This window comes from Mycolicibacterium thermoresistibile, from assembly GCF_900187065.1.
In the GTDB taxonomy this organism is placed as follows: domain Bacteria; phylum Actinomycetota; class Actinomycetes; order Mycobacteriales; family Mycobacteriaceae; genus Mycobacterium; species Mycobacterium thermoresistibile.
In genome coordinates this window covers 4,182,704-4,209,270 of record NZ_LT906483.1, presented here as the reverse complement: position 1 = coordinate 4,209,270, position 26,567 = coordinate 4,182,704, and the positions used below count along the sequence as shown (strand labels likewise).

At 68.7% G+C, this 26,567-nt stretch carries 26 protein-coding genes and 1 pseudogene; 16 read left to right on the top strand and 11 right to left on the bottom strand.

Annotation, left to right across the window (positions count from 1 at the left end):
* Positions 1–29: 29 nt before the first annotated feature.
* From CKW28_RS19865 to CKW28_RS19840, 6 genes are read right to left on the bottom strand one after another with little or no spacing between them, the layout of a single operon-like run.
* Positions 30–575, bottom strand: a complete 546-nt coding sequence (locus CKW28_RS19865; protein ID WP_003926284.1) for a nuclear transport factor 2 family protein — start codon at positions 573–575, stop codon at positions 30–32.
* Positions 576–578: 3 nt separating this feature from the next.
* Positions 579–788 (bottom strand): ferredoxin Fdx, encoded by a 210-nt coding sequence (locus tag CKW28_RS19860; RefSeq protein ID WP_003926283.1) that lies wholly within the window; start codon positions 786–788, stop codon positions 579–581.
* Between the two features lie 16 nt (positions 789–804).
* Positions 805–2,187 (bottom strand): lanosterol 14-alpha demethylase, encoded by a 1,383-nt coding sequence (locus tag CKW28_RS19855; protein WP_003926282.1) that lies wholly within the window; start codon positions 2,185–2,187, stop codon positions 805–807.
* Positions 2,184–3,002, bottom strand: a complete 819-nt coding sequence (locus tag CKW28_RS19850; RefSeq protein WP_003926281.1) for an SDR family oxidoreductase — start codon at positions 3,000–3,002, stop codon at positions 2,184–2,186. Before CKW28_RS19850 ends, CKW28_RS19855 begins: the two co-directional genes overlap by 4 nt.
* Positions 3,002–4,210, bottom strand: a complete 1,209-nt coding sequence (locus CKW28_RS19845; protein ID WP_003926280.1) for a cytochrome P450 — start codon at positions 4,208–4,210, stop codon at positions 3,002–3,004. The genes CKW28_RS19850 and CKW28_RS19845 overlap by 1 nt, the downstream gene beginning before the upstream one ends.
* Positions 4,207–4,839 carry a TetR family transcriptional regulator gene (locus CKW28_RS19840; protein ID WP_003926279.1) on the bottom strand — a complete coding sequence of 211 codons (633 nt, stop codon included), beginning with the start codon at positions 4,837–4,839 and terminating at the stop codon, positions 4,207–4,209. The genes CKW28_RS19845 and CKW28_RS19840 overlap by 4 nt, the downstream gene beginning before the upstream one ends.
* A 187-nt stretch (positions 4,840–5,026) precedes the next feature.
* On the opposite strand from CKW28_RS19840, the gene CKW28_RS19835 reads away from it, so the two are divergent.
* Genes CKW28_RS19835 through CKW28_RS19815 form a run of 5 tightly spaced genes read left to right on the top strand, consistent with a single transcriptional unit; the run spans position 5,027 to position 9,820 of the window.
* Entirely contained in the window at positions 5,027–6,499 is a 1,473-nt protein-coding gene (locus CKW28_RS19835; RefSeq protein ID WP_003926278.1) for an aldehyde dehydrogenase, read from the top strand.
* Positions 6,500–6,548: 49 nt separating this feature from the next.
* Positions 6,549–7,298 (top strand): SDR family oxidoreductase, encoded by a 750-nt coding sequence (locus tag CKW28_RS19830; RefSeq protein ID WP_003926277.1) that lies wholly within the window; start codon positions 6,549–6,551, stop codon positions 7,296–7,298.
* Complete coding sequence (locus tag CKW28_RS19825; protein ID WP_003926276.1) at positions 7,295–8,143, top strand: NAD(P)-dependent oxidoreductase; 849 nt, start codon at positions 7,295–7,297, stop codon at positions 8,141–8,143. Before CKW28_RS19830 ends, CKW28_RS19825 begins: the two co-directional genes overlap by 4 nt.
* Positions 8,144–8,148: 5 nt before the next feature.
* Positions 8,149–8,601: a carboxymuconolactone decarboxylase family protein gene (locus tag CKW28_RS19820; RefSeq protein WP_003926275.1), complete on the top strand. Its 453-nt coding sequence runs from the start codon at positions 8,149–8,151 to the stop codon at positions 8,599–8,601.
* On the top strand, positions 8,591–9,820 hold the full coding sequence (locus CKW28_RS19815; RefSeq protein ID WP_003926274.1) for a hypothetical protein: 1,230 nt from the start codon (positions 8,591–8,593) through the stop codon (positions 9,818–9,820). Before CKW28_RS19820 ends, CKW28_RS19815 begins: the two co-directional genes overlap by 11 nt.
* On the opposite strand, the gene CKW28_RS19810 is transcribed toward CKW28_RS19815, so the two are convergent.
* Together CKW28_RS19810 and CKW28_RS19805 are read right to left on the bottom strand one after the other, a co-directional pair.
* Positions 9,804–10,403, bottom strand: a complete 600-nt coding sequence (locus tag CKW28_RS19810) for a TetR/AcrR family transcriptional regulator (RefSeq protein WP_003926273.1) — start codon at positions 10,401–10,403, stop codon at positions 9,804–9,806. The genes CKW28_RS19815 and CKW28_RS19810 overlap by 17 nt on opposite strands.
* A gap of 30 nt (positions 10,404–10,433) precedes the next feature.
* Positions 10,434–11,693 carry a cytochrome P450 gene (locus tag CKW28_RS19805; protein WP_040547649.1) on the bottom strand — a complete coding sequence of 420 codons (1,260 nt, stop codon included), beginning with the start codon at positions 11,691–11,693 and terminating at the stop codon, positions 10,434–10,436.
* 99 nt (positions 11,694–11,792) lie between these two features.
* Between CKW28_RS19805 and purD the strand changes: the two genes are divergently transcribed.
* From purD to CKW28_RS19785, 4 genes are all read left to right on the top strand, one after another.
* Entirely contained in the window at positions 11,793–13,085 is a 1,293-nt protein-coding gene (purD, locus tag CKW28_RS19800; protein ID WP_040547168.1) for a phosphoribosylamine--glycine ligase, read from the top strand.
* Between the two features lies 1 nt (position 13,086).
* A complete protein-coding gene (locus CKW28_RS19795; RefSeq protein WP_050811989.1) occupies positions 13,087–13,629 on the top strand; it encodes a hypothetical protein in 543 nt (180 codons plus the stop codon).
* A gap of 86 nt (positions 13,630–13,715) precedes the next feature.
* Positions 13,716–14,327 carry a TetR/AcrR family transcriptional regulator gene (locus tag CKW28_RS19790; RefSeq protein WP_040547166.1) on the top strand — a complete coding sequence of 204 codons (612 nt, stop codon included), beginning with the start codon at positions 13,716–13,718 and terminating at the stop codon, positions 14,325–14,327.
* Between the two features lie 38 nt (positions 14,328–14,365).
* Complete coding sequence (locus CKW28_RS19785; protein ID WP_003926268.1) at positions 14,366–15,805, top strand: APC family permease; 1,440 nt, start codon at positions 14,366–14,368, stop codon at positions 15,803–15,805.
* On the opposite strand, the gene CKW28_RS19780 is transcribed toward CKW28_RS19785, so the two are convergent.
* Positions 15,735–16,562, bottom strand: coding sequence for a DUF429 domain-containing protein (locus CKW28_RS19780; protein ID WP_003926267.1), 828 nt, complete (start codon positions 16,560–16,562; stop codon positions 15,735–15,737). The two genes, CKW28_RS19785 and CKW28_RS19780, sit on opposite strands and share 71 nt — an antisense overlap.
* A 40-nt stretch (positions 16,563–16,602) precedes the next feature.
* Here CKW28_RS19780 and purB point away from each other — a divergent pair, with 40 nt between their 5' ends.
* From purB to CKW28_RS19765, 3 genes are read left to right on the top strand one after another with little or no spacing between them, the layout of a single operon-like run.
* Positions 16,603–18,021, top strand: a complete 1,419-nt coding sequence (gene purB, locus CKW28_RS19775) for an adenylosuccinate lyase (protein ID WP_003926266.1) — start codon at positions 16,603–16,605, stop codon at positions 18,019–18,021.
* Positions 18,018–19,241 (top strand): cytochrome P450, encoded by a 1,224-nt coding sequence (locus CKW28_RS19770; RefSeq protein ID WP_003926265.1) that lies wholly within the window; start codon positions 18,018–18,020, stop codon positions 19,239–19,241. The genes purB and CKW28_RS19770 overlap by 4 nt, the downstream gene beginning before the upstream one ends.
* A 31-nt stretch (positions 19,242–19,272) precedes the next feature.
* Positions 19,273–19,869 (top strand): DUF1707 SHOCT-like domain-containing protein, encoded by a 597-nt coding sequence (locus CKW28_RS19765; RefSeq protein ID WP_003926264.1) that lies wholly within the window; start codon positions 19,273–19,275, stop codon positions 19,867–19,869.
* A gap of 52 nt (positions 19,870–19,921) precedes the next feature.
* On the opposite strand, the gene CKW28_RS19760 is transcribed toward CKW28_RS19765, so the two are convergent.
* The gene (locus tag CKW28_RS19760; protein ID WP_040547164.1) at positions 19,922–20,530 is read right to left on the bottom strand and encodes a hypothetical protein; all 609 of its coding nucleotides are present in this window, start codon (positions 20,528–20,530) and stop codon (positions 19,922–19,924) included.
* Positions 20,531–20,581: 51 nt separating this feature from the next.
* Between CKW28_RS19760 and CKW28_RS19755 the strand changes: the two genes are divergently transcribed.
* The 4 genes and pseudogenes from CKW28_RS19755 to CKW28_RS24530 all read left to right on the top strand — a co-directional run.
* Positions 20,582–21,487: a phosphoribosylaminoimidazolesuccinocarboxamide synthase gene (locus CKW28_RS19755; RefSeq protein ID WP_003926262.1), complete on the top strand. Its 906-nt coding sequence runs from the start codon at positions 20,582–20,584 to the stop codon at positions 21,485–21,487.
* Positions 21,466–23,619, top strand: coding sequence for a S9 family peptidase (locus CKW28_RS19750; protein WP_435405801.1), 2,154 nt, complete (start codon positions 21,466–21,468; stop codon positions 23,617–23,619). The genes CKW28_RS19755 and CKW28_RS19750 overlap by 22 nt, the downstream gene beginning before the upstream one ends.
* A gap of 56 nt (positions 23,620–23,675) precedes the next feature.
* Entirely contained in the window at positions 23,676–24,020 is a 345-nt protein-coding gene (fdxA, locus tag CKW28_RS19745; RefSeq protein ID WP_003926260.1) for a ferredoxin, read from the top strand.
* A pseudogene (locus CKW28_RS24530) lies at positions 24,020–24,169 on the top strand (ArsR family transcriptional regulator); the annotation flags it as partial. The gene fdxA and the pseudogene CKW28_RS24530, both read left to right, overlap by 1 nt.
* 361 nt (positions 24,170–24,530) lie before the next feature.
* On the opposite strand, the gene ctaD reads toward CKW28_RS24530, so the two are convergent.
* Complete coding sequence (gene ctaD, locus CKW28_RS19740) at positions 24,531–26,387, bottom strand: aa3-type cytochrome oxidase subunit I (protein ID WP_003926258.1); 1,857 nt, start codon at positions 26,385–26,387, stop codon at positions 24,531–24,533.
* Positions 26,388–26,567 lie beyond the last annotated feature (180 nt).

The window sequence follows — 26,567 nt, the reverse complement described above, 5'->3', positions numbered from 1 at the left end:
GACCACCGGGTTGGTTGATCGTCCGTGTGTCACCACAGCGGCACCGGCGCCTGGCCCAGCGGGTAGTACCCGGGCAGTTTCTCGCCCGCCATGCTGCGCTCGATGCGCTTCTGCATGCCCTCGCTGAGGTCGCCCGACTCGATCAGCTTCATGTACATGCGGGAGACGTGGCCGAAGTCGAAGAAGTCGCGCTGCCACTCGATCTTGAGGTTCGCATCGAGCCGGAACCAGCTGCCGCCGATGCCGTAGATCGCGTCGGTGCTGCCGTCGGACTTGGTGACGATCTGCTTCCAGAACCCGACGATCTCGCCCTGCTTCTCGTCGATGAGCACCTTCTGGTACTCGTAGACCCAGTTCTCCAGGCCCTGCATCTCCAGACCGAGCGCGATCTCGCGGATCTCGTCTTTGCCGACGCACATCACGTCTTCCTTCGGGCCGATGTTCCAGCCGTAGGTGGCGTCGTCGGCGAAAAAGTCGGCGAGTCCCCTCCAGTCGCCCTTGCGTTCGGCCTCCCGGTTGGCCTCGAGCCACTCCTCGACCCACTTCTCGAGCTGCTCACGGGGCAGTGACGGCATTGTCTACTCTCCTGTTTCTCGAATGATCAGCGCCCGGGTCGGGCACATCTCGACCGCGTTCTCGATCTCGCCCCGGGCCTCGTCCGGGGGTTCGGGGTCGAGAATCTCGACCTGCCCCCGCTTCGGCACCCGGAAGTAGTCGGGGGCCTCGACCTCGCACATCGCATGCCCCTGGCACAGGTCGAGGTCGACTTCGACTCGGTAGGAACCCATGGCTGCTCTCCTGGCACTATTCCTTGGCGGCCTTGGCGGCCTTGGCGCGCCGCCGGTAGCGGGCCCTGGCCGGCTGCTGCAGCTGCACGACCATCTTGGAGTGATCGTTGCGGTAGCTCTCCGGCGGCTGAGCCATCTCGAACTCGTACTCCCGCAACAGAACCGAGAAGATCGCCTTGATCTGCATCTGGGCGAACGCCGCGCCGACGCAGCGGTGCCGGCCGGCGCCGAACGGGATCCACGTCCACCGGTTGACGATGTCGGCCTGCTCGGGCTTGTCGTAGCGGTCCGGCCGGAACGCGTCCGGGTCGGGGAAGTCCTCGGGGATCCGGTTGCTGATCGCCGGGGAGGCGGCGACGTAATCGCCCTTGTGGATCGGGAAGCCGCACACCTCGAACTCACCCTGGGCCACCCGCATCAGGATGATCAGCGGGGGATGCAGCCGCAGCGTCTCCTTGACCACGTTGTCGAGCTTGGGGATCTGGCGCAGCGCGTGGAAGTTCACCGCCTGCCCGTCGGAGTAGAGCTCGTCGAGCTCGGCCTGCACCTCGGCGTAGATCTCCGGATGCCGGATCAGCTCGATCAGCGTCCACGCCGAGGTGCCCGAGCTGGTGTGGTGGCCGGCGAACATCAGGGAGATGAACATGCCGGTGATCTCGTCGGCGGAGAACCGCGGGTCGCCGTTCTCGTCCTTGATCGACACCAGCACGTCGAGCATGTCGCGGTCGGCCTTGCTTCTCGGCGGGTTGGCCAGCCGCTGATCGATGATCTCCTGAACCAGCTCAACGAGTTTCGCCCGCGCCTCGTCGCGCAGCCGGAAACTCTCGATCGGCAGGTACGGGTCGACGTAGCACAGCGGGTCGGTGCCGCGTTCGAGCAGGTGGTAGTACTCGGCGAAGCGTTTGTCGAGCTGATTGCGGAACTTCAACCCGATCAGGCACGCCGTCGAGGTGTAGATCGTCAACTCGGCGAAGAAGTCGAGCAGGTCGATCTCGCCCTCATCGCCCCAGTCGGCGATCATCTTGCGCACTTCGCCCTCGATCGTGGTGGCGTGGCTCTTCATATGCTCGCCGCGCAGCGCCGAGTTGTGCAGCATCTCCTTGCGCCGCTCGGGACTGGCGTCGAACACCACACCCTTCCCGAAGATCGGCGTCATGAACGGATACGCCGCGGCCTGGTCGAGGTCCTCGTCGGCGGCGCGGAAGAAGAACTCGTTGGCCTCCGCACCGGTCAGCAGGATCACCGGCTTGTCGACGAGCTGGAAATACCCGACGTCACCGCACTCGTCGCGGACCCGCTGCATCAGGCCGATCGGGTCGGTGCGGAACTCCTCGAGGTGGCCGTGTTCCTCTTCTCCGCCGGAAACCCGGGGGACCTCTTTGAGCTGCTGGCTGGTCATGATGTCTCCGGATACGTGAGTTGTTGACGTTCCTTCGGCGCGTCGGCCAGCGGAGCCTCCGGCTGCAGTTCCATGTTCGCGATGAAACCGCCGCGCGGGGTCTCGGCGACGAACGCGATCGCCCGGGCCAGATCGGAGGCCCGCAGGAAGTAGTCGTGGCGGGCCTGCCCCCACTTCGCCCAGTCGTTGAGGGCCTGCTCGATGCGGTCCGGGGGCAGACTCCAGCCCATCGCCGTCTTCGTCGGCCCCGGGTGCACGATCGAGGCGCGCACCCCGGTGCCCTCCAGCTCCATCTGCAGGTTGTGCACCATCGCCAGCAGGCCCGCCTTGGCGGCGCCGTAGCCGCCCATGTGGGGCCGCTGGCGCAGGGCGACATCGGATCCGACGAAGATCAGGTCCCCGCGGCGGCGTTCCACCATGCCCGGCAGCACCGCGGTGGCCAGCCGGTTCGCGCCGATCAAATGAATCTGCACCTGCGACTCGAACTCCTCGGTGCTGATCTCGTGCAGCCGGCCGAAGAAGGTGTCGCCCGCACCGGCGACCAGAACCTCGATGTCGCCGAGCTTCTCGGCGGCGCCGTGCACGAAGCTCTTCACCGAATCCGGGTCGGTGACGTCGAGGTGCAGTGCGACCGCCTCACCGCCGTCGGCGCGGATCTGCTCGACGAGCTCCTCGCACTTCTCCACCCGGCGGGCGCCGAGCGCGACCGGGAAGCCGCGCGCCGCCAGTTCTTTGGCGGTGGCCGCTCCGATTCCCGACGAGGCGCCGGCGACGATCGCCGGACGACGTTCGGGGTGCGGGTCGAAACGGGGCATCAACGAACCTCCACTGTGATGGGCAGATGGGCGAATCCGCGTACGTTGCTCGAGTGCACGCGCACCGCGTTCGCCTCGTCGACCTCGTAGCCGCGGATCCGCTTGAACAACTCGGTCAGCGCCACCCGGGCCTCCATCCGGGCCAGATGGGCGCCGAGGCAGAAATGCGCGCCGCTGCCGAAACTCACCAGCTTCGAACCGATCTCGCGACCGATCAGGTACCGGTCGGGATCGTCGAACACCCGCTCGTCGCGGTGGGCGGAGCCCGGCAGCAGCAGCACCACATCGCCCTCCGGGATCCTGGTGTCATACAGGGTGAGGTCCCCGACGACGGTGCGGGCCAGGATCTGGCTGGAGGTGTCGTAGCGCAGCGTCTCCTCCACCCACTGCGGGATCCGGTCCAGATCGTCGTACAGCGGCGCGATCTGGTCCGGATTCCGGTGGGCCCAGTACATCGCGTTGGCCAGCAGTTTCGTGGTGGTCTCGTTACCGGCGATGACCATCAGGAACATGAACCCGAGAATCTCGTCGTCGGTGAGCCGGTCCCCGTCGATCTCGGCCTCCAGCAGCGCGGTGGTGAGGTCGTCGGTCGGCTTCCTGCGCCGCTCGGCGACCATCTGCTGGTAGTAGACGATCAGGTTGATGGAGGCCTCCACCGCGGCGGGGGGCACGTCGGTGACGCCCTCCTCGCGGTGCATTACCCCGTCGGCCCAGGCCCGCAACTGGGCGCGGTCCGGCTCGGGCACCCCCATCAGCTCCGAGATCACGTCCATCGGCAACTTGCCGGCGAATTCGTCGACGTAGTCGACGGTTTCGTTGTCACCGGCCCTGGCCAGCATGGTGTCGAGGTGCTGGGTCGCGATCTCGGTGACCCGCGGTTCGAGCTCGCGGACCCGCCGGGGGGTGAACCCTTTGGAGACCAGGGTGCGCAGCCGCAGATGTTCCGGGTCGTCCATGGCCAGAAACGACATGGTCTTGCTGGCGTGCGGGCCCCGGGACGCCGGATCCAGTGAGACGCCGTACTTGTTGGACAGGTTGACGCTGTTGCGGAACCCCTTCAGCACGTCGGCGTGCCGCGACAGCGCCCAGAACCCGAGGTCCTCGTTGTGGTAGAGCGGGGCTTCGTCGCGCAACCGCTTGTAGTACGGGTAGGGATCCTCGTGGAAGTCGTAATCGTACGGGTCGAGGATCAGTTCGGTGACGGTCATTCATCCCCTCCGGGGGTGGGAGCATGTTGGTCTTCGCCCAGGATGAGCCCCACCACGTAGCTCAGCCGGTCGGCGATCTGGTGATAGGTGAAGGCGCCGCTACCGGCGTGCACCAGGGCGCCGAAGAACGTCATCTCCAGCGCCGACACCAGCCGGGGATCCGCCCCCGGTCCGACCGCGGAGCGGATGCGGCGGTGGATCTCGGCGCCGATCCGGTCCCGGACCTTGCGCACCGCGGGATCGTTTCCGCTCATCAGCGCGGTGGTGCAGGCGGCCGCCACCTCGGGTTCGTCGGCGACCACCAGCGCCAGGCTGCGTAGCGCCTTCTCCACCCGGGTCGGCATCGGATCGTTGACATCGGTGAAGTAGGGCACCTGGCGGACCAGGTCGAGATACACCTCGGCGATCAGGTGGTTCTTGGACGAGAAATAGGTGTAGGCCGTCGCCGGGGCCACCTTCGCGCGCGCGGCCACCGCCCGCACGGTCAGATCCGCGTAGGAGGACTCGCGCAGCGTCTCCATACCGGCCGCCAGGACCTTGCGGAAGGTCTCCTCCTGGCGCCGGTTGCGGCGGGTATCACCGGTGGCTCCCGCCTCGGATGTGATGGCGGACACCGCTTCGCTGGACACATGTCCAACGTAGCCGACGCGGTCTGCGCCAGGCAAGCATGGCCCCTGAATGCCCTGAAAAGCACCGAGATCAAGCGATCTGCACGGGCAGTTCAGCGGCTCTGCCTTGCCGCGGAGGTGGCGATGCGACTATGTTCGACGCAACCGAGCCGGACAGTTGTCCAGCGATTCCGGAAGTGGAGTTCGAATGTCGTTACTGGCCGATCGCGAGAGCCGCCTGCTCATCGACGGCAAACTGGTCGCCGGCAGCGCCGGCGCCTTCACCACCATCAATCCGGCGACCGAGGACGTGCTCGGGGTCGCCGCCAACGCCGACGCCGATGACATGGTGCGGGCGATCGACGCGGCGCGGCGGGCTTTCGACGACACCGACTGGTCGACCAACACCGCCCTGCGGGTGCGCTGTCTGCGGCAGCTGCAGCAGGCGATGCGAGACCATCTGGAGGAGCTGCGCGAGCTCACCATCGCCGAGGTCGGCGCGCCCCGGATGCTCACCTCCGGCGGGCAGCTGGAAACCCCCGTCGAGGACTTGTCGTTCGCCGCCGACACCGCCGAGAACTACCGGTGGTCAACCGATCTCGGGCGCGCCACCCCGCAGGGCATCCCCACTGACCGACGAATCGTGCGAGAGCCGGTCGGCGTGGTCGGCGCGATCACCCCGTGGAACTTCCCGCACCAGATCAACCTGGCCAAGATCGGCCCGGCGCTCGCCGCCGGCAACACCCTGGTGCTCAAACCCGCACCGGACACCCCGTGGGCGGGCGCGGTGCTCGGCGAGCTCATCACCGGGCACACCGACTTCCCGCCCGGCGTCATCAACATCGTCACCTCCAGCGACCACGCCGTCGGGGCCGTGCTGGCCTCCGATCCGCGGGTCGACATGGTGTCGTTCACCGGATCCACCGCCACCGGCCGGTCGGTGATGACCGACGCCGCCGCCACCATCAAGAAGGTGTTCCTCGAGCTCGGGGGCAAATCGGCCTTCCTGGTGCTCGACGACGCCGATCTGGCCGGGGCCTGTTCGATGGCGGCTTTCACCGCCGCGATGCACGCCGGTCAGGGCTGCGCGATCACCACCCGGCTGGTGGTACCGCGGGCCCGTTACGACGAGGCCGTCGAGGCCGCCGCGGCCACCATGGGCTCGCTCAAGCCCGGGGACCCCACCGACAAGCGCACCGTGTGCGGGCCGGTCATCTCCGCGCGGCAGCGCGACCGGGTGCAGGGCTATCTGGACCTCGCCGTCGCCGAAGGCGGCCGGTTCGCCTGCGGTGGCGGGCGACCCGCCGACCGCGACGTCGGCTTCTTCATCGAGCCGACCGTGATCGCCGGGCTGACCAACGACGCCCGGGTGGCTCGCGAGGAGATCTTCGGCCCGGTGCTCACCGTGATCGCCCACGACGGCGACGACGATGCCGTGCGCATCGCCAACGACTCCCCGTACGGGTTGAGCGGCACCGTGTTCAGCGGTGACGACGAGCGTGCACAGGCCGTCGCCGCCCGGCTGCGGGTGGGCACGGTCAACGTCAACGGCGGCATTTGGTACTCCGCCGACGCCCCGTTCGGCGGTTACAAGCAGTCCGGCATCGGCCGTGAGATGGGCGTGGCCGGGTTCGAGGAGTACACCGAGCTCAAGGTCATCGCCACGGCGGTGGCGCAATAGGGGTGGCCACGGCGGTGAATGTGGCTTTCGGGAGCAGAGGAGAACGCTGATGGGGCAGTTCGACGACAAGGTCGCGATCGTCACGGGAGCCGGTGGCGGTATCGGCCAGGCCTACGCCGAGGCGCTGGCCCGCGAGGGCGCGGCGGTGGTGGTGGCCGACATCAACACCGAAGGCGCCCAGAAGGTCGCCGACGGCATCAAGGGTGAGGGCGGCGACGCGCTGGCGGTGCCCGTCGACGTGTCCGACCCGGAGTCGGCCGAAGAGATGGCCGCGCAGACGGTCTCGGAGTTCGGCGGCATCGACTACCTGGTCAACAACGCCGCGATCTTCGGCGGGATGAAGCTGGACTTCCTGATCACCGTCGACTGGGACTACTACAAGAGGTTCATGAGCGTGAACCTCGACGGTGCGCTGGTGTGCACCCGGGCGGTGTACAAGAAGATGGCCAAACGCGGCGGCGGTGCGATCGTCAACCAGTCGTCGACCGCGGCGTGGCTGTACTCGAACTACTACGGACTGGCCAAGGCGGGCCTCAACAGCCTCACCCAGCAGCTGGCCACCGAACTCGGCGGGCAGAACATCCGCGTCAACGCGATCGCGCCGGGGCCCATCGACACCGAGGCCAACCGGTCGACCACCCCGAAGGAGATGGTCGACGACATCGTGAAGCGAATCCCGTTGTCGCGCCTGGGTGAACCCGAGGATCTGGTCGGCATGTGCCTGTTCCTGCTGTCGGATCAGGCCAAGTGGATCACCGGGCAGATCTTCAACGTGGACGGCGGGCAGATCATCCGATGAGTGACCTCAAGCTCGGGTACATCGGCCTCGGCAACATGGGCGCGCCGATGGCCAAACGCCTCGTCGACTGGCCCGGCGGGCTCATCGTCTACGACGTGCGGACCGAGGCGATGACGCCGCTGGCCGAGGTCGGCGCCAACCTCGCCGACAGCGTCGCCGACGTCGCGAAGGCCGACATCATCAGCGTCACCGTGCTCGACGACGAGCAGGTGCGCGCGGTGGTCGACGAACTGGCCGCCGGCGCCGGACCCGGCACCGTCATCGCGATCCACTCCACGATCCGCCCCGAGACCGCGGTCGAACTCGCCGAGCAGTTGCGGCCGAAAGACATTCACCTCGTCGACGCACCGGTCAGCGGTGGCGGCGGCGCGGCGGAGAAGGGCGAACTGGCGGTGATGGTCGGCGCCGACCGCGACGTCTACGAGCGGATCAAACCCGCCTTCAAACGGTTCGCCTCGCTCGTCGTGCACGCCGGCGAACCCGGCGCGGGCACCCGGATGAAACTGGCCCGCAACATGTTGACGTTCACCAGCTACGTGGCGGCCTGCGAGGCGATGGAACTAGCCGAGGCGGCCGGGCTGAGCCTGCAGGCACTGGGACGGGTGGTGCGCCACAGCGACGCCCAGAGCGGCGGGCCCGGCGCCATCATCGTGCGGGAGGACATGCGCGACCTCGAGCCCGACCACTGGCTCTACGAGGCGTTCACCCACACCCGCGGGCTGGGGGAGAAGGACCTGAGCCTGGCGCTGGATCTGGGCCGGCAGACCGGGGTCGACCTGCCGCTGGCGCGGATCGCCCTGCAGAACCTGGCCGCCGCGCTGGGCGTGCCACACACGAAGGAGTGAGTCAGATGGACGAGCTGCGCCGCAGGGGCCTCGAGAAGATGAACGAGGTCTACGGCTGGGAGATGCCGAACATCGAGGGCGATCCGTACTTCGACCTCACCGTCGACCACCTCTTCGGCACCATCTGGACCCGCCCGGGTCTGTCCATGCGGGACAAGCGGATCATGACGCTGACCGCGGTGACGGCCGTCGGCAACTCCGACCTGGCCGAGATCCAGGCCAACGCCGCGCTGGCCAACGGCGAGCTGACCGAGGACGAACTCAAGGAGATGGCTGTCTTCCTCACCCACTACCTCGGCTTCCCGCTGGGCTCCAAGCTCGACGGCGCGGTCAGCAAGGTGATCAAGAACCGGCGCAAGGCCGCCGCCGAGGGCAAGGGTGAGGACCGCAAGGCGAATGTCGACGCGGCGGTGCGGATGCATTCCGGTGAGACGATCCATGACCAGCATGACCAGTAGGTACGCCACGCTGACGCGCGAGCAGCTGGCCGTGCTCGTGCCCGAGCTGCTGCTCATCGGCCAGATGATCGACAGGTCCGGAATGGCCTGGTGCATCAGTAGTTTCGGTCGCGAGGAGATGCTGCAGATCGCGATCGAGGAGTGGATGGGCGCAAGCCCGATCTACACCAAACGGATGCAGCGCGCACTGGACTTCGAGGGCGACGACGTCGTCACCATCTTCAAGGGGATGCAGCTCGACATCGGCGCGCCACCGCAGTTCATGGACTTCCGCTACACCGTGCACGACCGGTACCACGGCGAGTTCCACCTGGACCACTGCGGCGCCCTGCTCGACGTCGAACCGATGGGCGAGGACTATGTGCGCGGCATGTGCCACGACATCGAGGATCCGACCTTCGACGCCACCGCGGTGGCGACCAACCGGCGGGCGCAGATCCGGCCCATCCACCGGCCGCCCCGCCAACCCGCCGACCGTCACCCGCACTGCGCGTGGACGGTGACCATCGATGACAGCAACCCGGAGGTCGCGGACCACCCGGTGCTCGAGGTGATGCGCCGAACCCGCGCCGCGACACTGGAACTCGACCCCATCGATCCCGGCGGCGACGGCGAGAACGACTACGCCGGCCCGCTGCTCAGCGATCTTGATTTCGGGGCGTTCTCCCATTCGGCGCTGGTGCGCATCGCCGACGAGGTGTGCGTGCAGATGCACCTGCTGAACCTGTCGTTCGTGATCGCGGTCGGCAACCGGGCCGGCTCCGACACCGACCTGGCCACCGACATCTGTACCAGACAGCTGATCGGCGTGGCGGGGCTGGGCGCCGAGCGGATCCACCGCGCGCTCGGGCTGCCCGGCGGTGTCGAGGGCGCGCGCCGGGTGCTCGAACTGCATCCGCTGGTCAACCCCGCCGCCTACGTCGACGCCGAGTTCGGGCCGGACGTGCTGACCGTGCGCCGGTCGCCGGCGCATCAGGACGGGGCGTGGGTGTCGCTGGTCAACCCCGGTGAGCCGCGACCCCTGCAGGCCATCGTGCGGGCGGTGGACCCCCGCCTCGATGTGGAGCTCACCGGCGGCGCCGACGGATGGACCGCCAGGATATTCGAAACCGGCACCCCCGCCGAGGAATTCGGCGAGGTCGCGGTGGCGAAGGTCAGCGGCGGCGCGACGTTCGAGTTTCAGCCGCGCAAGTCGTTGCCGCTCACCGTGCTCCGGTGACCGCCGCGCCGACCCACCGGCGCAGGTAGGCGCGCAGGCTCTGGCCGTCCCGCGGCGGCCGGCCCGGATCGATGACGAACGACTGGATGACCCGCAGCAGGTGCTCGGCGAGCTCGTCGAGGTCGGCGTCGGAGTAGCCGACCGCCGCCCAGTCCACGTCGAACCGGCGCAACATCCTGTTGGCGAAGTCGATCGCCACATCGGAGGTCACCGACTCGGTGTGCGCGGTGGGCCGGCCCGGCGCCACCAGCAGCCCGATGTGTGTGTCCTCGGGCAGCCACTCCAGGGTGGTGGCGATCGCCTCGGCGACCGCCTCCACCGGATCGGTGATGCCCTGCAGGTGGACCGCCAGCCGGTCCAGGAAGTCACCGGCCGCATGCATGGCCGCCGCCACCAGCAGGGCGTCGGTGCTGGGGAAATACCGGTACACCGTCTGCCGGGTCACCCCGACGGCTCGGGCGACGTCGGCGATGCTGAACTCGGCGCCGCGCTCCTCGATGGTCCGCTTGGCGGCCTCGAGGATCCGCGCGATCGCCTCCTCGTCACTGGCCGGCGCCGAACCGCCCCAGCCGTGGGTGCGCATGGTGGGAATGCTACTGCGTGGGCGGGATGGCTAGCCCACGTAGGAGACCCTCAGCTCCTTCACACCGTTGAGCCAGCCCGACCGCAGCCGCACCGGCTCGGACAGTTTGGCGATGTCAGGGATCTGATCGGCGATCTCGTTGAAGATCAGTTTGATCTCCATGCGGGCCAGGTTGGCGCCGATGCAGTAATGCGCGCCGTGTCCGCCGAACCCCAGGTGCGGGTTCGGGTCGCGCAGGATGTCGAACTCGAACGGCCGGTCGAAGACCTCCTCGTCGTAGTTGGCCGAGCTGTAGAACAGGCCCGCGCGCTCGCCTTCCCGGATCGTCACCCCACCGATCTCGACATCGGCCAGCGCGGTGCGCTGGAAGCAGTGCACCGGTGTGGACCACCGCACGATCTCGTCGATCGCGGTCTCCGGCCGTTCCCGCTTGAACAGCTCCCACTGATCCGGGTTCTCGAAGAACGCGTTCATCCCGTGCGTCATCGCGTTGCGGGTGGTCTCGTTGCCGGCCACCGCCAGCAGGATCACGAAGAACGCGAACTCGACCTCGCCCAGCGCCTCACCGCTGCCGTCCTCCAGGTCGGCCTGCACCAGCCGGGTCACGATGTCGTCCTGCGGATGGCGGCGGCGCTGCTCGGCCATGGTGTACGCATAGCCCATCAGCTCGGCATTGGCCGCCGTCGGATCCGAGTCGAAGTCCGGGTCGTCGGTGTTGATGATGCAGTTCGACCAGTGGAAGACCTTCTCCCGGTCCTCCTCGGGAACCCCGATCAGATCGGCGATCGCCAGCAGCGGCAGATTCATCGCGATGTCCTCGACGAAGTTGCCGCTGCCCCGCTCCCGGGCCCGGGCGACGATGTCGCGGGCGGCCACGGCCAGCTTCGACTCCAGTTCGGCCACCGCGCGCGGGGTGAACAGCCGCGAGACGAGCTTGCGCAGCCGGGTGTGTTCCGGCGGGTCGTGGTTGATCAGCAGCGCCTTGGTGAGCTCGAGCTGTTCGGGGGTGGCGCCCTCCGGCATCACCATCACCGCACCCTTGCGGTTGGTCGACCACAGATCGCTGTTGCGCGAGATGTTCTTGATGTCCTCGTGGCGGCTGATCACCCAGTAACCGGTGTCGCCGAAGATCGTCTCGGGCTGCTCGCACCACCACACCGGCGCGGTCTTGCGCAGCTCGGCGAACTCACGGACCGGGATACCGCGGAGCAGAACGTCCGGATCGGTGAAATCGAAACCGGCGCCGAATGGGCTCTGACCGAGGGCGGGGCTGCTGTGGGCTGCCGACATGGCGACCACCTCCTTCGTGTGACACGGGACACGCTCGACACCGACCATACACTAATGGTGAAGGTGTATGGCCTGGCTGTGCCATTAGGGTTGAGAACTGTGCGCGTCCTCGTAATCGGCTCAGGAGCTCGTGAACACGCCCTACTGATGGCGCTGCGGCGCGACCCCGGCGTGGACAGCCTCGCCATCGCGCCGGGTAACGCGGGCACCGCCGCCATCGCCGACCAGTACGACGTCGACATCGCCTCCGGTGACGCGGTCGCCCGACTCGCCAAGGAGATCCAGGCGGACCTGGTGGTGATCGGACCCGAGGTGCCGCTGGTGCTCGGCGTTGCCGATGCGGTGCGCGCGGCGGGCATCGCCTGCTTCGGCCCGACCAGGGAGGCGGCCCGCATCGAGGGGTCGAAATCGTTCGCCAAGGACGTGATGACCGCCGCCGGGGTGCGCACCGCCGGCAGCGAACTCATCGACAACCCCGCCCATCTGGACGCCGCCCTGGACCGGTTCGGGCCCCCGGCCGGTGACCCCGCGTGGGTGGTCAAGGACGACGGCCTGGCCGCCGGCAAGGGTGTGGTGGTGACCGCGGACCGCGCGGCGGCCCGCGCCCACGCCGCCGCCCTGCTCGACGCCGGGCACCCGGTGTTGCTGGAGACCTTCCTGGACGGCCCGGAGGTCTCGCTGCTGTGCCTGGTCGACGGCGAGACCGTGGTGCCGATGCTGCCCGCGCAGGACTTCAAACGCGTCGGTGACGGCGACGCCGGGCCGAACACCGGCGGTATGGGCGCCTGCGCGCCGCTGCCGTGGCTGCCCGATCAGACCGTCACCCGGATCGTCGATGACATCGTGAAACCCGTTGCCGCCGAGTTGGTCCGGCGCGGAAGCCCGTTCTCGGGGGTGTTGTACGCCGGGCTCGCGATCACCTCCGCCGGACCCGCGGTGGTCGAGTTCAACTGCCGCTTCGGCGATCCCGAGACCCAGGCCGTGCTCGCACTGCTGGAATCCCCGCTGGGGCAGCTGCTGCACGCCGTCGCCACCGGGCGGCTGGCCGAGCAGCCCGCCCTGCGCTGGCGCGACGGCGCCGCGGTGACGGTGGTGCTGGCCGCCGAGAACTATCCAGGACGTCCCCGCGTCGGCGATGTGATCGTCGGGGCCGAGGCCGACGGCGTGCTGCACGCGGGGACGGCGCGCGGCTCCGACGGCTCGGTGGTGTCGGCGGGCGGGCGGGTGCTGTCCATCGTGGGCACCGGCGAGGACCTGGCCGCCGCCCGGGACCAGGCCTACCGGGTGATCAAATCGATTCGGTTGCCCGGCAGCCACTTTCGGTCCGATATCGCCCTCGCTGCGGCGGAGAACCGCATCGAACTGCCCGGCACCCGACAGAAGGAGTCTTGAGATGACCACACGAACCCGTTTGGCGCTCGGTGCATTGGCGGCCCTGACGCTGCCGCTGGCCGCCTGCGGCGGCGGTGACAGCGAGGAGGCCGCCCCGGACACCGGAGAGACCACCACCTCCGTCGAGGCCGAGACCGACGCCGTGACGCTGCGCGGTGAGTTCGCGCCCGTGCCGGACGCCCCGGCCGGCGCCGAGGAGATCGGCGGCGTCGCCGAGCAGGTGCGCACCCCCGAAGGCGCGACGGTGACGCTCACGATGTTCGGCCTGGGCCCCCGGGTGGACTACGTGGCCCATCTGCACACCTCGCCGTGTGACGCGCCGGATCCCGGTGGCCCGCACTTCAAGTTCGACCCGAACGGTGACGACATGCCGCCCAACGAGGTGCACCTGACCTTCACCAGCGACGCGGTCGGCAGCGGATTCGCCGTCACCGAGGTGGACCGGCCGCTGCCCGACGGCGAGGCGCTCACCGTCGTCGTGCACGAGGCCGGCGGCGAGGGCGATCACCACGAACCGAAACTGGTCTGCGCCGAAGTCGGCTGACGGCGGCCGGCGCCGGCCCGCACCCGGCTGAGTGATCGCTGAGTGTTCCGTCGAAAGCTCCATGCCGCAGCGTTATTGCTGGCAGCATGCTAAACGTGACGGCAGCGGTGACTCCGAAGGGAGAGCGGCGGCGGGACGCACTGATCAGTGCGGCCGCCGAGCTGCTGTGTGAAGGCGGCTTCGACGCGGTGCGGCACCGGGCGGTGGCCCGGCGGGCCGGGCTGCCGCTGGCGTCGACCACCTACTACTTCTCCTCGCTCGACGATCTGATCGTGCAGGCCGTCACCCATATCGGCGCCCGGGAGACCCGGCAGCTCGAGCAGCGGGTGGCGGCGGTGGCCCGGCGCCGCCGCGGCGCCGAGACCACCGCCGACGTGCTGGTCGACGTGCTGGTCGGCACCGCCTCGGGCATCACCGCCACCGAGGAGCTGATCTCCCGCTACGAGCGCTACATCGCCTGCGCCCGGCAGCCGGCGCTGCGCGACATCCAGCGGCAGATCCGCAAGCAGCGCACCGACGCCGTGGTCAAGGTGGTGGAGCGGTCCGGCCGCGCGGTGCGCCCCGAACTGGTCAGCGCGTTGGTGTGCGCGGTCGACGGGGCGGTGGTCGCGGCCCTGGTCGGCGACGGGGACGGTCCGCGGGCGACGGCGCGTTCGACGTTGATCGACGTGATCGACGTGCTGGCACCGTACGCTTGAGCGATGATCAACGCCGTCCACCGACCGGAAGGCCGGCGATGAGCGGGACGCGAACCGAGCAGGCACAGCCCGAGCTGCGCCGGGTGCTGGGGCCCGGCCTGCTGCTTCTGTTCATCGTCGGCGACATCCTGGGCACCGGAATCTACGCCCTGGTCGGAGACGTGGCCGGAGAGGTCGGCGGAGCGGCGTGGCTGCCGTTCCTGATCGCCTTCCTCATCGCGACCGTCACCGCGTTCAGCTACCTCGAGCTGGTCACCAAATACCCGCAGGCCGCCGGCGCGGCGCTGTACGTCCACAAGGCGTTCGGAATCCAGTTCGTCACCTTCCTGGTGGCGTTCATCGTGATGTGCTCGGGCATCACGTCGGCGTCCACCGCATCGCGGTTCTTCGCCGCCAACCTGGAGGTGGGGCTGGGCCAGGAGTGGGGCCGGCTCGGAGTCGCCGGGGTGGCCCTGCTGTTCATGGCCCTGCTGGCGATGGTGAACCTGCGCGGCGTCGGGGAGAGCGTCCGGCTCAACGTCCTGCTCACCATCGTCGAGATCTCCGGTCTGCTGCTGGTGATCTTCGTCGGGCTGTGGGCCTTCACCGGCGGCGGCGCCGACGTCGACTTCACCCGGGTGGTCGCCTTCGAGACCACCACCGACAAGAGCGTCTTCCTGGCGGTCAGCGCCGCAACGTCATTGGCGTTCTTCGCGATGGTCGGGTTCGAGGACTCGGTCAACATGGCCGAGGAGACGCGGGACCCGGTGGTGATCTTCCCTCGCGCCCTGCTGACCGGTCTGGGCATCGCGGGCGCCGTCTACGTCGTCGTCGCCATCGTCGCGGTCGCCCTCGTGCCCGTCGGCACCCTGCAGGCCAGCGATGTCCCGTTGGTCGAGGTGGTCAAGGCCGGGGCGCCCGGACTGCCCATCGAGGAGCTGCTGCCGTGGATCTCGATGTTCGCGGTGTCCAACACGGCGCTGATCAACATGCTGATGGCCAGCCGGCTCATCTACGGCATGGCCCGCCAGCGGGTGTTGCCGCCGGTCCTCGGATCGGTGCACCCCCGCCGCCGGACCCCGTGGGTGGCGATCATCTTCACCACCCTCATCGCCTTCGGCCTGATCTTCTACGTGACCGCGTTCGCCGACAGCACCGCCATCGCCGTCCTCGGCGGCACCACCTCGCTGCTGCTGCTGGCGGTGTTCGCGATGGTCAACGTGGCGGTGTTGGTGCTGCGCCGCGACGAGTCGCGCGATCCGGTGGTGGCGCGGCGGCACTTCCGCACCCCGACCTTCCTCCCGGTGGTGGGATTCGTGGCGTCGCTGTATCTGGTGACCCCGCTGTCCGGCCGGCCGGCGCAGCAGTACCTGCTGTCGGTCGTGCTGATCGTCATCGGCGTGCTGCTGTTCGGCGTGACCATGGCGATCAACCGTCAGCTCGGCATCCCCACCCGCGCCGTCGGCGATCCGGCCAAGATGGTGCTGCCGCCGGACTGACCGCCCGCACCCGCGGAGCCGGCGTCAGGTCCGCAGGCAGCCGTGGCGTGACGATGTATCCGGTGGCGCCGTCGCCGTACACCACGACGTCACCGGGACGCCGGTGGGCGAACATCGCGATGTAGGCGCACAACACCGCATCCACCGGATCCTCCGCCCGGTCCAGCTGAACCGGCCCGGTCGCCGTCGCCACCTGCCGGCGCAGCGCCCGCCAGTGGGGATGGTCGACATACAGCGACGGGTCGGCGGTGTCGAGCCCTTCGAGCAACCACATCAACTGCAGCAGAGCGGATTTGCGCTGTTCGACGGTGCGGCGGCCGCGGCGCTTGTACTTCAGTGTGCGGCCCAGCCGGAACAACGCGACGGTGGCCGGATGCGGGTACACCTCGATCGCCCGGCGTTCGGCGGTGGACCGCGGATCGACGTCCAGGCCCAACGCATCGGCGATCCGCGCCCCCGGCAGGCCCGCGGCGAACACCGGCAGCGACGTGTTCGCCGGATGTGCGCCGGCGTCGAAGCGGGCGAAGTCGGCGTTCAGGGCGGCCTCGGCGGGCCGCCGCCCGGTGGCGTTGCGCACGATCAGCGGTGCGTCGATGCCGACCAGGCACGCACCCGTGGTGAACGGACGGACGGTGTCGAGCACCGTGCGGTGATCCCGCGCCGCGCCGACATGGTCGAGCGTGCCGTCGGCGGCCAGCACCGCCACCCCGGACGGGTTGCGGGTACCCCAGGCCAGGTCGAGTCCGACAAAGCGCATCCGCCGGTCCGCCCTTTCGTCCCCCGTAAGCTGTGTATCTGTGACGATCCCGAATGTGCTGGCCCACCGCTACGCCAGCGACGAGATGACGGCGATCTGGTCGCCGAAGGCCAAGGTAGTCGCCGAGCGTCGGCTGTGGATCGCGGTGATGCGGGCCCAGGCCGAGCTCGGTGTCGACATCCCCGACGAGGTGATCGCCGACTACGAGCGGGTGGTCGAGGACGTCGACCTGGATGCGATCGCCGCCCGCGAACGGGTGCTGCGCCACGACGTCAAGGCACGGATCGAGGAGTTCAACGCCCGGGCCGGCCACGAGCACGTGCACAAGGGGATGACCAGCCGCGACCTCACCGAGAACGTCGAGCAGCTGCAGATCCGCCGCTCGCTGGAACTGGTGCACGCGCACGGGGTGGCGGTGGTGGCCCGGCTCGCCGAACGCGCGCTGAGCTACCGCGACCTGGTGATGGCCGGCCGCAGCCACAACGTCGCCGCCCAGGCCACCACGCTGGGCAAGCGGTTCGCCTCGGCCGCCGAGGAGATGCTCGGGGCGCTGACCCGGCTCGAGGAGATCATCGCCCGCTACCCGCTGCGCGGCATCAAGGGCCCGATGGGCACCGCGCAGGACATGCTCGACCTGTTCGGCGGCGACTCGGAGCGGCTGGCCGAACTCGAGCGGCGGGTCGCCGAATTCCTGGGCTTCAAGGAGGTTTTCACCAGCGTCGGGCAGGTGTACCCGCGATCGCTGGACTATGAGGTGATCTCCGCGCTGGTGCAGCTGGGGGCCGCCCCGTCCTCGCTGGCCACCACCATCCGGCTGATGGCCGGCCACGAACTGGTCACCGAGGGCTTCGCGCCCGGTCAGGTCGGCTCCTCGGCGATGCCGCACAAGATGAACGCCCGGTCCTGCGAACGGGTCAACGGACTGCAGGTGGTGCTGCGCGGCTACGCGTCGATGGCGGCCGAGTTGGCCGGCGCGCAGTGGAACGAAGGCGACGTGTTCTGTTCGGTGGTGCGCCGGGTGGCGCTGCCCGACGCGTTCTTCGCCATCGACGGCCAGATCGAGACGTTCCTGACCGTGCTCGACGAGTTCGGCGCCTACCCGGCGGTGATCCAGCGGGAACTGGACCGGTACCTGCCGTTCCTGGCCACCACCCGCATCCTGATGGCCGCGGTGCGCGCGGGTATGGGTCGCGAGGCGGCGCACGAGGTGATCAAGGAGCACGCCGTCGCCGTCGCGCTGGACATGCGCGAAAAGGGTTCGGAGCCAGACCTGTTGGACCGGCTTGCCGCCGATCCGCGGCTGCCGCTGGACCGCCCGGCGCTCGACGCCGCGCTCGCCGACCGGCAGGCGTTCACCGGAGCCGCGGCATCGCAGGTCGACACCGTGGTCGGCGCGGTCGACGAACTGGTCAGCCGGTATCCGGAGGCCGCCAAGTACACCTCGGGGGCCATCTTGTGAGTCTGGCCGGGGTGGACCTGACCGACCTGGACAACTTCGCCGCCGGGTTCCCGCACGAGCTGTTCGCCGAGCACCGCGCGGCCGCCCCGGTGTACTGGCATGAACCCACCGAGCACACCCCCGACGGCGAAGGGTTCTGGTCGGTGGCCACCTATCTGGAAACCCTTGCAGTGCTGCGAGATCCGGTCACCTACTCGTCGGTGACCGGTGGCGACCGGCAATACGGCGGCACCCTGCTGCAGGATCTGCCGATCGCCGGGCAGGTGCTCAACATGATGGACGATCCGCGGCACGCCCAGATCCGCCGATTGGTCAGCTCCGGGCTGACGCCGCGCATGATCACCCGGGTCGAAGACGATCTGCGGTCCCGTGCGGCCCGGCTGTTCGAGGCGATCGAACCCGGCCGGCCCGTCGACTTCGTCGTCGAGGTGGCGGTGGAACTTCCCATGCAGATGATCTGCATCCTGCTGGGAATTCCGGAGAGCGAACGGCATTGGCTGTTCGCCGCGATCGAACCGAGCTTCGACTTCGGGGCGGCCCGCAGCGCGTCGATCACCCGGCTGTCTGTCGAGGAGGCCGGGTCCCGGATCTACGCCTTCGGTCAGGAGCTGATCGCCGCCAAACGCCGCACGCCGACCGACGACATGCTGTCGGTGGTCGCCAACGCCGACCTGCCCGACCCGGTCACCGACCTCGAGGTGTATCTGTTCTTCAACCTGCTGTTCAGCGCCGGCGCCGAGACCACCCGCAACGCGATCGCCGGCGGGCTGCTGGCGCTGGCCGAGCGGCCCGACCAGTTCGCGGCGCTGCGCGCCGACCCCGGCCTGCTGCCCACCGCGGTCGAGGAGATGGTGCGCTGGACGTCGCCGTCCCCGTCCAAACGCCGCACCGCCACCCGGCCTGCGACGCTGGGCGGGCAGCACATCGAACCGGGGGACAAGGTGCTGGTGTGGGAGGCCTCCGCCAACCGCGACGGCACGGTGTTCGACGCCCCGGACGTCTTCGATGTCACCCGGAAACCCAACCCGCACCTGGGATTCGGTCAGGGCGTGCACTACTGTCTGGGCGCCAACCTGGCGCGGCTGGAGATCCGGGTGCTGTTCGGGGAACTGCTGCGGCGGTTCGGGTCCGTGCGGCTGGCCGCGGCCCCGGAATGGACCCGGAGCAACCGGCACACCGGGTTGCGACACCTGATGGTGGAGTTCGGGCCGAACGACTGAACCCGAAGCGTGAAGCCCTAGCCTGAAACGCATGGATTCTGGCCATCATGACGCCCACCTGCGGGCCTCGGATGCGGACCGGGCGGCGGTGCGGCAGCTGCTGGAGCGTGCGGTCGGCGAGGGCATGCTGACACTCGACGAGTACACCGAACGCGTGGACGTCGCGCTGGCCGCCCGCACCCGCGGCGAGCTCGACAAGGTGCTGGCCGACCTGCCGATGGCGCGGCGACCGGACCTCGCGCAGAGTACGCAGCCGCTGCTGTTGCGCGGCCGGTTCTCGACGTTGTCGCGCAAGGGGGAGTGGTCCGTGCCGGCGCGGGTGGTGGTGGACACCCGGATGTGCGACACCACCCTCGATTTCACCGTCGCGATGCTGCGCAGCCCGGTGGTGCACGTCGACATCGATGACTACCTGAGCACCACCACGCTGATCCTGCCGGACGGGGCCACCGGGGACGTCAACGCGGTGGAGACCTTCGCCAGCACCGTCAACGGCCGGGTGCCGGCGGCGCCGCCGTCCCAACGGCTGCACCTGGTGATCCGCGGCAGGGTCCGGCTGGCCACCGTCACCGTCCGGTACAGCTTCGGCGCGGCCTGGCGTCGCTTCACCGGCCGTTCCGAACCGTGATTTCGGCGTGCATACCGTCGCTCAGCGATCGTTTGCACGCCGAAATCGCTGTTCAGCGGATACCGGCGGCACGCAGTTCCACCGCGGCCAGCCCCCGGACCACCGCCGGATCCTGGCGGCGCCAGCCGGCCACCGGATCGTCGTCGACCGCCACCAGCGCGGCCAGCCGCCGGTTGGCCAACGCGCGCAGCGCCAGCAGCTGCTCCCCGGCCGGGGTGGCGGCCAGCGACAGCGCGGTCCACTTGCGCCGGGCGAACCGCAGTCGCAGCACCAGCCAGGGCCCCGCGACCGCCAGGATCGGCGGCGACGCCACCGCCAGCGCCAGCACCCACGCCAGCCAGCCCGCGGTGGTGTCGAGGGTGTGGCCGGCCCCCGCGATGTCCAGCGCCGCGTCGCTGGCCGCGCGTAGCGGGTTGGCCAGGGCGTCGCCGATCAGCGGGAAGCTGTCGGCCCGGTCACCGGCCGACTCGAGGTTCTCCGACACCCCGGTGGCGCCGGTGTGCACGTTGCGGCCGACCTCAGCGATGGTCGACACCGCGGTGTGCACGGCCATACCGACGAGCACCCACACCGCGATCCACAGTGCGATGACGATGTCGCTCAGTAACTGGGCCAACAACCGGGCCGGGGTTGTGGCGTAGGGCACATAGCGTGATCGCATGGCTCGATCCCAGCACAGATCCGCCCGGATCCGGCCCACTAAGCTGGCCCGATGCGCCCTGCTCTGTCTGACTACCAACATCTGGCCAGCGGCAAGGTTCGGGAGCTCTACCGTGTCGACGCCGATCACCTGCTGTTCGTGGCCACCGACCGGATCTCGGCATACGACCATGTGCTCGACACGCAGATACCCGACAAGGGCCGCATCCTGACCGCGATGAGCGTGTTCTTCTTCGACCTGCTCGAACGCGAGCACGGGGTGGCGAACCACCTGGCCGGCCCGGCCGACGATCCGCGCATCCCCGGCGAGGTGCTGGGCCGCGCGCTGGTGGTGCGGGAGCTGCAGATGCTGCCGGTGGAGTGCGTGGCCCGCGGCTACCTCACCGGGTCCGGGCTGATCGACTACCAGAAGACCGGCGCTGTGTGCGGTATCCCGCTGCCACCCGGGCTGGTGGAGGCCAGCAAGTTCGACGAGCCGCTGTTCACCCCGGCCACCAAGGCCGCGCAGGGTGACCACGACGAGAACATCACCTTCGATGACGTGGTCGCGCTGGTCGGCGGGGAACGGGCCGAACAACTGCGGACGCTGACGCTGCGGACCTACCGCGCCGGCGCCGAGCATGCGCTGCGCAAGGGCATCATCGTCGCCGACACCAAGTTCGAGTTCGGTGTCGACGACAGCGGAGCGCTGCGGCTGGCCGACGAGGTGTTCACCCCGGACTCCTCGCGGTACTGGCCGGCCGACAGCTACACCGAAGGGCAGGTGCAGCCCAGTTTCGACAAACAGTTCGTCCGCAACTGGCTGACCTCGCCGGAGTCCGGCTGGGACCGGTACGGCGATCAACCGCCGCCACCGTTGCCGCCGCACATCGTCAACGCCACCCGCGAACGTTATATCGAAGCCTACGAACGAATTTCGGGCCTCAACTTCGACGAATGGATCGGACCCTCAGCATGACGCAGATCAATCCGCCGGTAGCCAAACGGGTGGAGCACCGCCGCGAACACCACGGCGACGTGTTCATCGACCCCTATGAATGGCTGCGTGACAAATCCGACCCCGACGTGATCGCCCACCTCGAGGCGGAGAACGACTACACCGAGCAGGTGACCGCGCATCTGGAACCGTTGCGCCGGCAGATCTTCGAGGAGATCAAGTCCCGCACCAAGGAGACCGACCTGTCGGTGCCGGTCCGGCGCGGTGACTGGTGGTACTACGCGCGCAGCTTCGAGGGCAAGCAGTACGGGGTGCACTGCCGCTGCCCGGTCGCCGACTCCGACGACTGGACCCCGCCGCAGTTCGACGAGCACACCGAGATCCCCGGCGAGCAGGTGCTGCTCGACGAGAACGTCGAAGCCGAGGGGCACAGCTTCTTCGCGCTCGGCGCGGCCACCGTCAGTCTGGACGGCAACACCCTGGCCTACTCGGTGGACGTCGTCGGCGACGAGCGGTACACGCTGCGGTTCAAGGATCTGCGGACCGGCCAGATGTACGACGACACCATCACCGGGATCGCCGCCGGAGCCACCTGGGCCGCCGACAACCGCACGATCTACTACACCACCGTCGACGCCGCCTGGCGCCCGGACCGCATCTGGCGGCACCGCCTGGGATCCGGCGACGACGCCGAGCTCGTGTACCACGAACCCGACGAACGGTTCTGGCTGGGCGTCGGCCGCACCCGCAGCGACAAGTACGTGATGATCGTCGCCGGCAGCGCCGTCACCTCCGAGGTGCGCTACGCCGACGCCGCCGACCCGAACGCCGAGTTCACCGTGATCTGGCCGCGCCGCGACCGGGTGGAGTACTCCGTGGAACACGCCGTGATCGGCGGCGAGGACCGGTTCTTGATCCTGCACAACGACGGCGCGGTGAACTTCACCCTGGTGGAGGTGCCGGTGGCCGACCCGGCCCCGGACTCGGGCCGTGTGCGCACCCTGATCGAGCACCGCGACGACGTCCGGCTCGACGCCGTCGACGCGTTCGCCAACCATCTGGTGGTCAGCTACCGCGGCGAGGCGCTGCCCCGCATCCAGCTGTGGCCGATCCGCGACGACGGCAGCTACGGCACCCCGGAGGAGATCACCTTCGACACCGAGCTCACCTCGGCCGGCCTGAGCGCCAACCCGAACTGGGCGGCACCGAAGCTGCGGGTGGGGGTGACGTCGTTCATCACCCCGGTGCGCGTCTACGACATCGACCTGGCCACCGGTGAGCGCACGCTGCTGCGCGAGCAGCCGGTGCTCGGCGGCTACCGGCCGGAAGACTATGTGGAGCGCCGGGATTGGGCCATCGCCCCGGACGGTGCCCGGATCCCGGTGTCGATCGTCCACCGGGCCGGGGCGCAGTTCCCGGCGCCGACGCTGCTGTACGGCTACGGCTCCTACGAGGCGTGTGAGGATCCGCGGTTCTCGATCGCCCGGTTGTCGCTGCTGGACCGCGGCATGGTGTTCGCCGTCGCCCATGTGCGCGGGGGCGGTGAGATGGGCCGGCCCTGGTACGAACACGGCAAGATGCTCGAGAAGAAGAACAGTTTCACCGATTTCATCGCGGTGGCCGAGCATCTCATCGACACCGGTGTCACCCGGCCGCAGAACCTGGTCGCCTACGGCGGCAGCGCCGGTGGCCTGCTGGTGGGCGCGGTGGCGAATATGGCACCCCAGCTGTTCGCCGGAGTGCTGGCGCAGGTGCCGTTCGTCGACCCGCTCACGACGATCCTGGACCCGTCCCTGCCGCTCACCGTCACCGAGTGGGACGAGTGGGGCAACCCGTTGGAGGACAAGGAAGTCTACGAGTACATGAAGTCGTACTCGCCGTACGAGAACGTCACCGCGCAGGACTATCCGGCGATCCTGGCGATGACGTCGCTCAACGACACCCGGGTGTACTACGTCGAACCGGCGAAATGGGTCGCCGCGCTGCGCCATCACAAGACCGATGACCGTCCGGTGCTGCTGAAGACCGAGATGACCGCCGGGCACGCCGGCATCAGCGGCCGGTACGAGCGGTGGAAAGAGGTGGCGTTCCAGTACGCGTGGGTGCTGGCCACCGCCGACCCGGAGAACTACGACACCGGCCGGGCGGCCTGAGAACCTGCTGTTGAAAGTATTTTTTACAAGCAGGTGTTGGAGTAATATCACGGCGTATGACGTATGTGATCGGCGAGCCCTGCGTGGACGTCAAGGACCGGGCATGCGTGGAAGAGTGCCCGGTGGACTGCATCTACGAGGGTGGGCGAATGCTCTACATCCACCCGGACGAATGCGTCGACTGCGGCGCCTGTGAGCCGGTGTGCCCGGTGGAGGCTATCTACTACGAGGATGACCTGCCCGAGCCGCTGCAGCCGTATCTGGAGGAGAACGCGAAGTTCTTCACCGAGACGCTGCCCGGCCGCAGCGAACCGCTCGGCTCACCCGGCGGGGCGATGAAACTGGGCCCGATACCGGCCGACACCGAGATGGTGGCGAACCTGCCGCCGCGGGACGGCTGATGCCCGCGGTGGCAGAGCCGGACACCGGCGGCAGGCGGAATGAGATCCTGCGGCTGCTGCAGGAATCGGACACCGCCCGCGGCGTCGCCGGCCTGGCCGACGAACTGCGGGTGCACCCCAACACGGTCAGATTCCACCTCAACGCGTTGGTGCGAACCGGCGACGTCGAACAGGTGTCCGGGGGGACCGCGGGTCCCGGCCGGCCGCCGGTCCTGTTCCGCGCGGTCCGCCGGATGGACCCCGCCGGGCCGACGAACTACCGACTGCTCGCCGACATCATGACCAGCCATTTCGAGACGAACACCGACGACCCCCGCGCCGCGGCCGCCGAACTGGGCCGGCGCTGGGGGCCGTCGCTGGTCAGACGCCAGCCGCAGGGGGAACCGTCGAGGCAGGAGACGCTCGCCGAGCTGACCGATGTCCTCGCCGACGTCGGATTCCGGCCCGACCCGCCCGTCGGCCGGTCACGGCCACGGATCACGTTGCGGCACTGTCCCTTCTATGAACTCGTCACCCGCTACGGGGAGACCATCTGCGGCCTGCATCTGGGCCTGATGCAGGGTGTGCTGGCCGCGATCCGCGGGCCGGTGAGTGTCGCCGGTCTCGACCCGCTCGTCGAACCGGATCTGTGCGTGGCCCACCTGTCGACCACTCCGGGGTGGCGCCGGGAGTGAGGCTGCGGCGGCCGATGTGGGCCTCGGCCCGCATCCGCGCGGCCATGTGCGGATAGTGCAGTTCGAACGCCGGACGCTCCGAGCGGATCCGCGGCAGCTCGTAGAAGTTGTGCCGCGGCGGCGGGCAGGTGGTCGCCCACTCCAGGGAATTGCCGTGCCCCCACGGGTCGTCCACCGTCACCGGGTCGCCGTAGCGCCGGCTCTTGAACACGTTCCAGATGAACGGCAGCATCGACGCCCCGAGGATGAACGCACCCACGGTCGACACGATGTTGAGCGGCTGGAACCCGTCGGCGGGCAGGTAGTCGGCATAACGCCGCGGCATGCCCTCGTTACCCAGCCAGTGCTGCACCAGGAACGTGGTGTGAAAGCCGATGAAGGTGAGCCAGAAGTGCAGCTTGGCCAACCGTTCGTCGAGCATCCGGCCGGTCATCTTCGGGAACCAGAAGTACACACCGGCGAACGTGGCGAACACGATCGTGCCGAACAGCACGTAGTGGAAGTGCGCGACCAGGAAGTAGGTGTCGGTGACGTGGAAGTCCAGCGGCGGGCTGGCCAGCATCACCCCTGACAATCCGCCGATCAGGAAGGTGAGGATGAACCCGACCGAGAACAGCATCGGCGACTCGAACGTCAGCTGCCCCTTCCACATGGTGCCGATCCAGTTGAAGAACTTGATCCCGGTCGGCACCGCGATCAGATACGACATGAAGCTGAAGAACGGCAGCAGCACGGCGCCGGTGGCGAACATGTGGTGCGCCCACACCGCCATCGACAGCGCGCCGATACCGACCGTCGCATACACCAGTGCGGTGTAACCGAATACCGGTTTGCGGGAGAACACCGGGAAGATCTCGGTGACGATGCCGAAGAACGGCAGCGCGACGATGTACACCTCCGGATGCCCGAAGAACCAGAACAGGTGCTGGTAGAGCAACGCCCCGCCGTTGGCGGCGTCGTAGATGTGCGCCCCCAGCCGGCGGTCGGCCGCCAGGCCGAGCAGCGCGGCGGTCAACAGGGGAAAGACGGCCAGCACCAGCACCGAGGTGACCAGGATGTTCCAGGTGAAGATCGGCATCCGGAACATGGTCATGCCCGGGGCGCGCATGCACACCACGGTGGTGATCATGTTGACCGCACCGAGGATGGTGCCCAGACCGGCGACGGCCAGCCCGAAGATCCACAGATCCACGCCGGCGCCGGGGGAGTAGACCGCGCTGCTGAGTGGGGTGTAGGCGGTCCAGCCGAAGTCGGCTGCACCGTCGGGGGTGAGGAAACCGGCGAGCGCGGTGGCGGCGCCGAACAGGAACAGCCAGTAGCTCAACGCGTTGAGCCGGGGGAACGCCACATCGGGAGCGCCGATCTGCAGCGGCAGCACCAGGTTGGCGAACCCGAACACCACCGGGGTGGCATAGAACAGCAACATGATGGTGCCGTGCATCGTGAACAGCTGGTTGTACTGCTCATTAGAGACGAATTGCAGCCCCGGAGCGGCGAGTTCGGCCCGTATGAGCAGCGCCATCAGCCCGCCGATGAAGAAGAAGGTGAAACACGTTGCCACGTAGAGAATCCCGATCATCTTGTGATCGGTGGTGGTGATCAGCCGGTAGAGGAGGCTGCCGCGTGGCCCGGGGCGGGCCGGGAACGGCCGCCGGGCCTCGAGTATCCGCAGATCCGGGGTGGTACTGGTCACGGCTCCTCCTGTCGGCTGGGCCCGTCAGCTGATCAGGCAGGAAATCGCCCGCGCACAGGCGGTCGCCGGCCCGTCTGTCGACGGGCTCCGCAGAGTCCGGTGTTGCCGTCGTAATTATTACAATTGCGACTTGTGATAAATATAGGTGACAACGAGGCCGAGGGAAACCCCTGTGCGGGA

Bases quoted from the DNA above. Each gene is read 5' to 3' on its own strand.
- CKW28_RS19865 (WP_003926284.1), bottom strand. From the start codon at position 575: ATGCCGTCACTGCCCCGTGAGCAGCTCGAGAAGTGGGTCGAGGAGTGG.
- CKW28_RS19860 (WP_003926283.1), bottom strand. From the start codon at position 788: ATGGGTTCCTACCGAGTCGAAGTCGACCTCGACCTGTGCCAGGGGCAT.
- CKW28_RS19855 (WP_003926282.1), bottom strand. From the start codon at position 2,187: ATGACCAGCCAGCAGCTCAAAGAGGTCCCCCGGGTTTCCGGCGGAGAA.
- CKW28_RS19850 (WP_003926281.1), bottom strand. From the start codon at position 3,002: ATGCCCCGTTTCGACCCGCACCCCGAACGTCGTCCGGCGATCGTCGCC.
- CKW28_RS19845 (WP_003926280.1), bottom strand. From the start codon at position 4,210: ATGACCGTCACCGAACTGATCCTCGACCCGTACGATTACGACTTCCAC.
- CKW28_RS19835 (WP_003926278.1), top strand. From the start codon at position 5,027: ATGTCGTTACTGGCCGATCGCGAGAGCCGCCTGCTCATCGACGGCAAA.
- CKW28_RS19830 (WP_003926277.1), top strand. From the start codon at position 6,549: ATGGGGCAGTTCGACGACAAGGTCGCGATCGTCACGGGAGCCGGTGGC.
- CKW28_RS19825 (WP_003926276.1), top strand. From the start codon at position 7,295: ATGAGTGACCTCAAGCTCGGGTACATCGGCCTCGGCAACATGGGCGCG.
- CKW28_RS19820 (WP_003926275.1), top strand. From the start codon at position 8,149: ATGGACGAGCTGCGCCGCAGGGGCCTCGAGAAGATGAACGAGGTCTAC.
- CKW28_RS19815 (WP_003926274.1), top strand. From the start codon at position 8,591: ATGACCAGTAGGTACGCCACGCTGACGCGCGAGCAGCTGGCCGTGCTC.
- CKW28_RS19810 (WP_003926273.1), bottom strand. From the start codon at position 10,403: ATGCGCACCCACGGCTGGGGCGGTTCGGCGCCGGCCAGTGACGAGGAG.
- CKW28_RS19805 (WP_040547649.1), bottom strand. From the start codon at position 11,693: ATGTCGGCAGCCCACAGCAGCCCCGCCCTCGGTCAGAGCCCATTCGGC.
- CKW28_RS19795 (WP_050811989.1), top strand. From the start codon at position 13,087: ATGACCACACGAACCCGTTTGGCGCTCGGTGCATTGGCGGCCCTGACG.
- CKW28_RS19790 (WP_040547166.1), top strand. From the start codon at position 13,716: ATGCTAAACGTGACGGCAGCGGTGACTCCGAAGGGAGAGCGGCGGCGG.
- CKW28_RS19785 (WP_003926268.1), top strand. From the start codon at position 14,366: ATGAGCGGGACGCGAACCGAGCAGGCACAGCCCGAGCTGCGCCGGGTG.
- CKW28_RS19780 (WP_003926267.1), bottom strand. From the start codon at position 16,562: ATGCGCTTTGTCGGACTCGACCTGGCCTGGGGTACCCGCAACCCGTCC.
- CKW28_RS19765 (WP_003926264.1), top strand. From the start codon at position 19,273: ATGGATTCTGGCCATCATGACGCCCACCTGCGGGCCTCGGATGCGGAC.
- CKW28_RS19760 (WP_040547164.1), bottom strand. From the start codon at position 20,530: ATGCGATCACGCTATGTGCCCTACGCCACAACCCCGGCCCGGTTGTTG.
- CKW28_RS19755 (WP_003926262.1), top strand. From the start codon at position 20,582: ATGCGCCCTGCTCTGTCTGACTACCAACATCTGGCCAGCGGCAAGGTT.
- CKW28_RS19750 (WP_435405801.1), top strand. From the start codon at position 21,466: ATGGATCGGACCCTCAGCATGACGCAGATCAATCCGCCGGTAGCCAAA.
- fdxA (WP_003926260.1), top strand. From the start codon at position 23,676: ATGACGTATGTGATCGGCGAGCCCTGCGTGGACGTCAAGGACCGGGCA.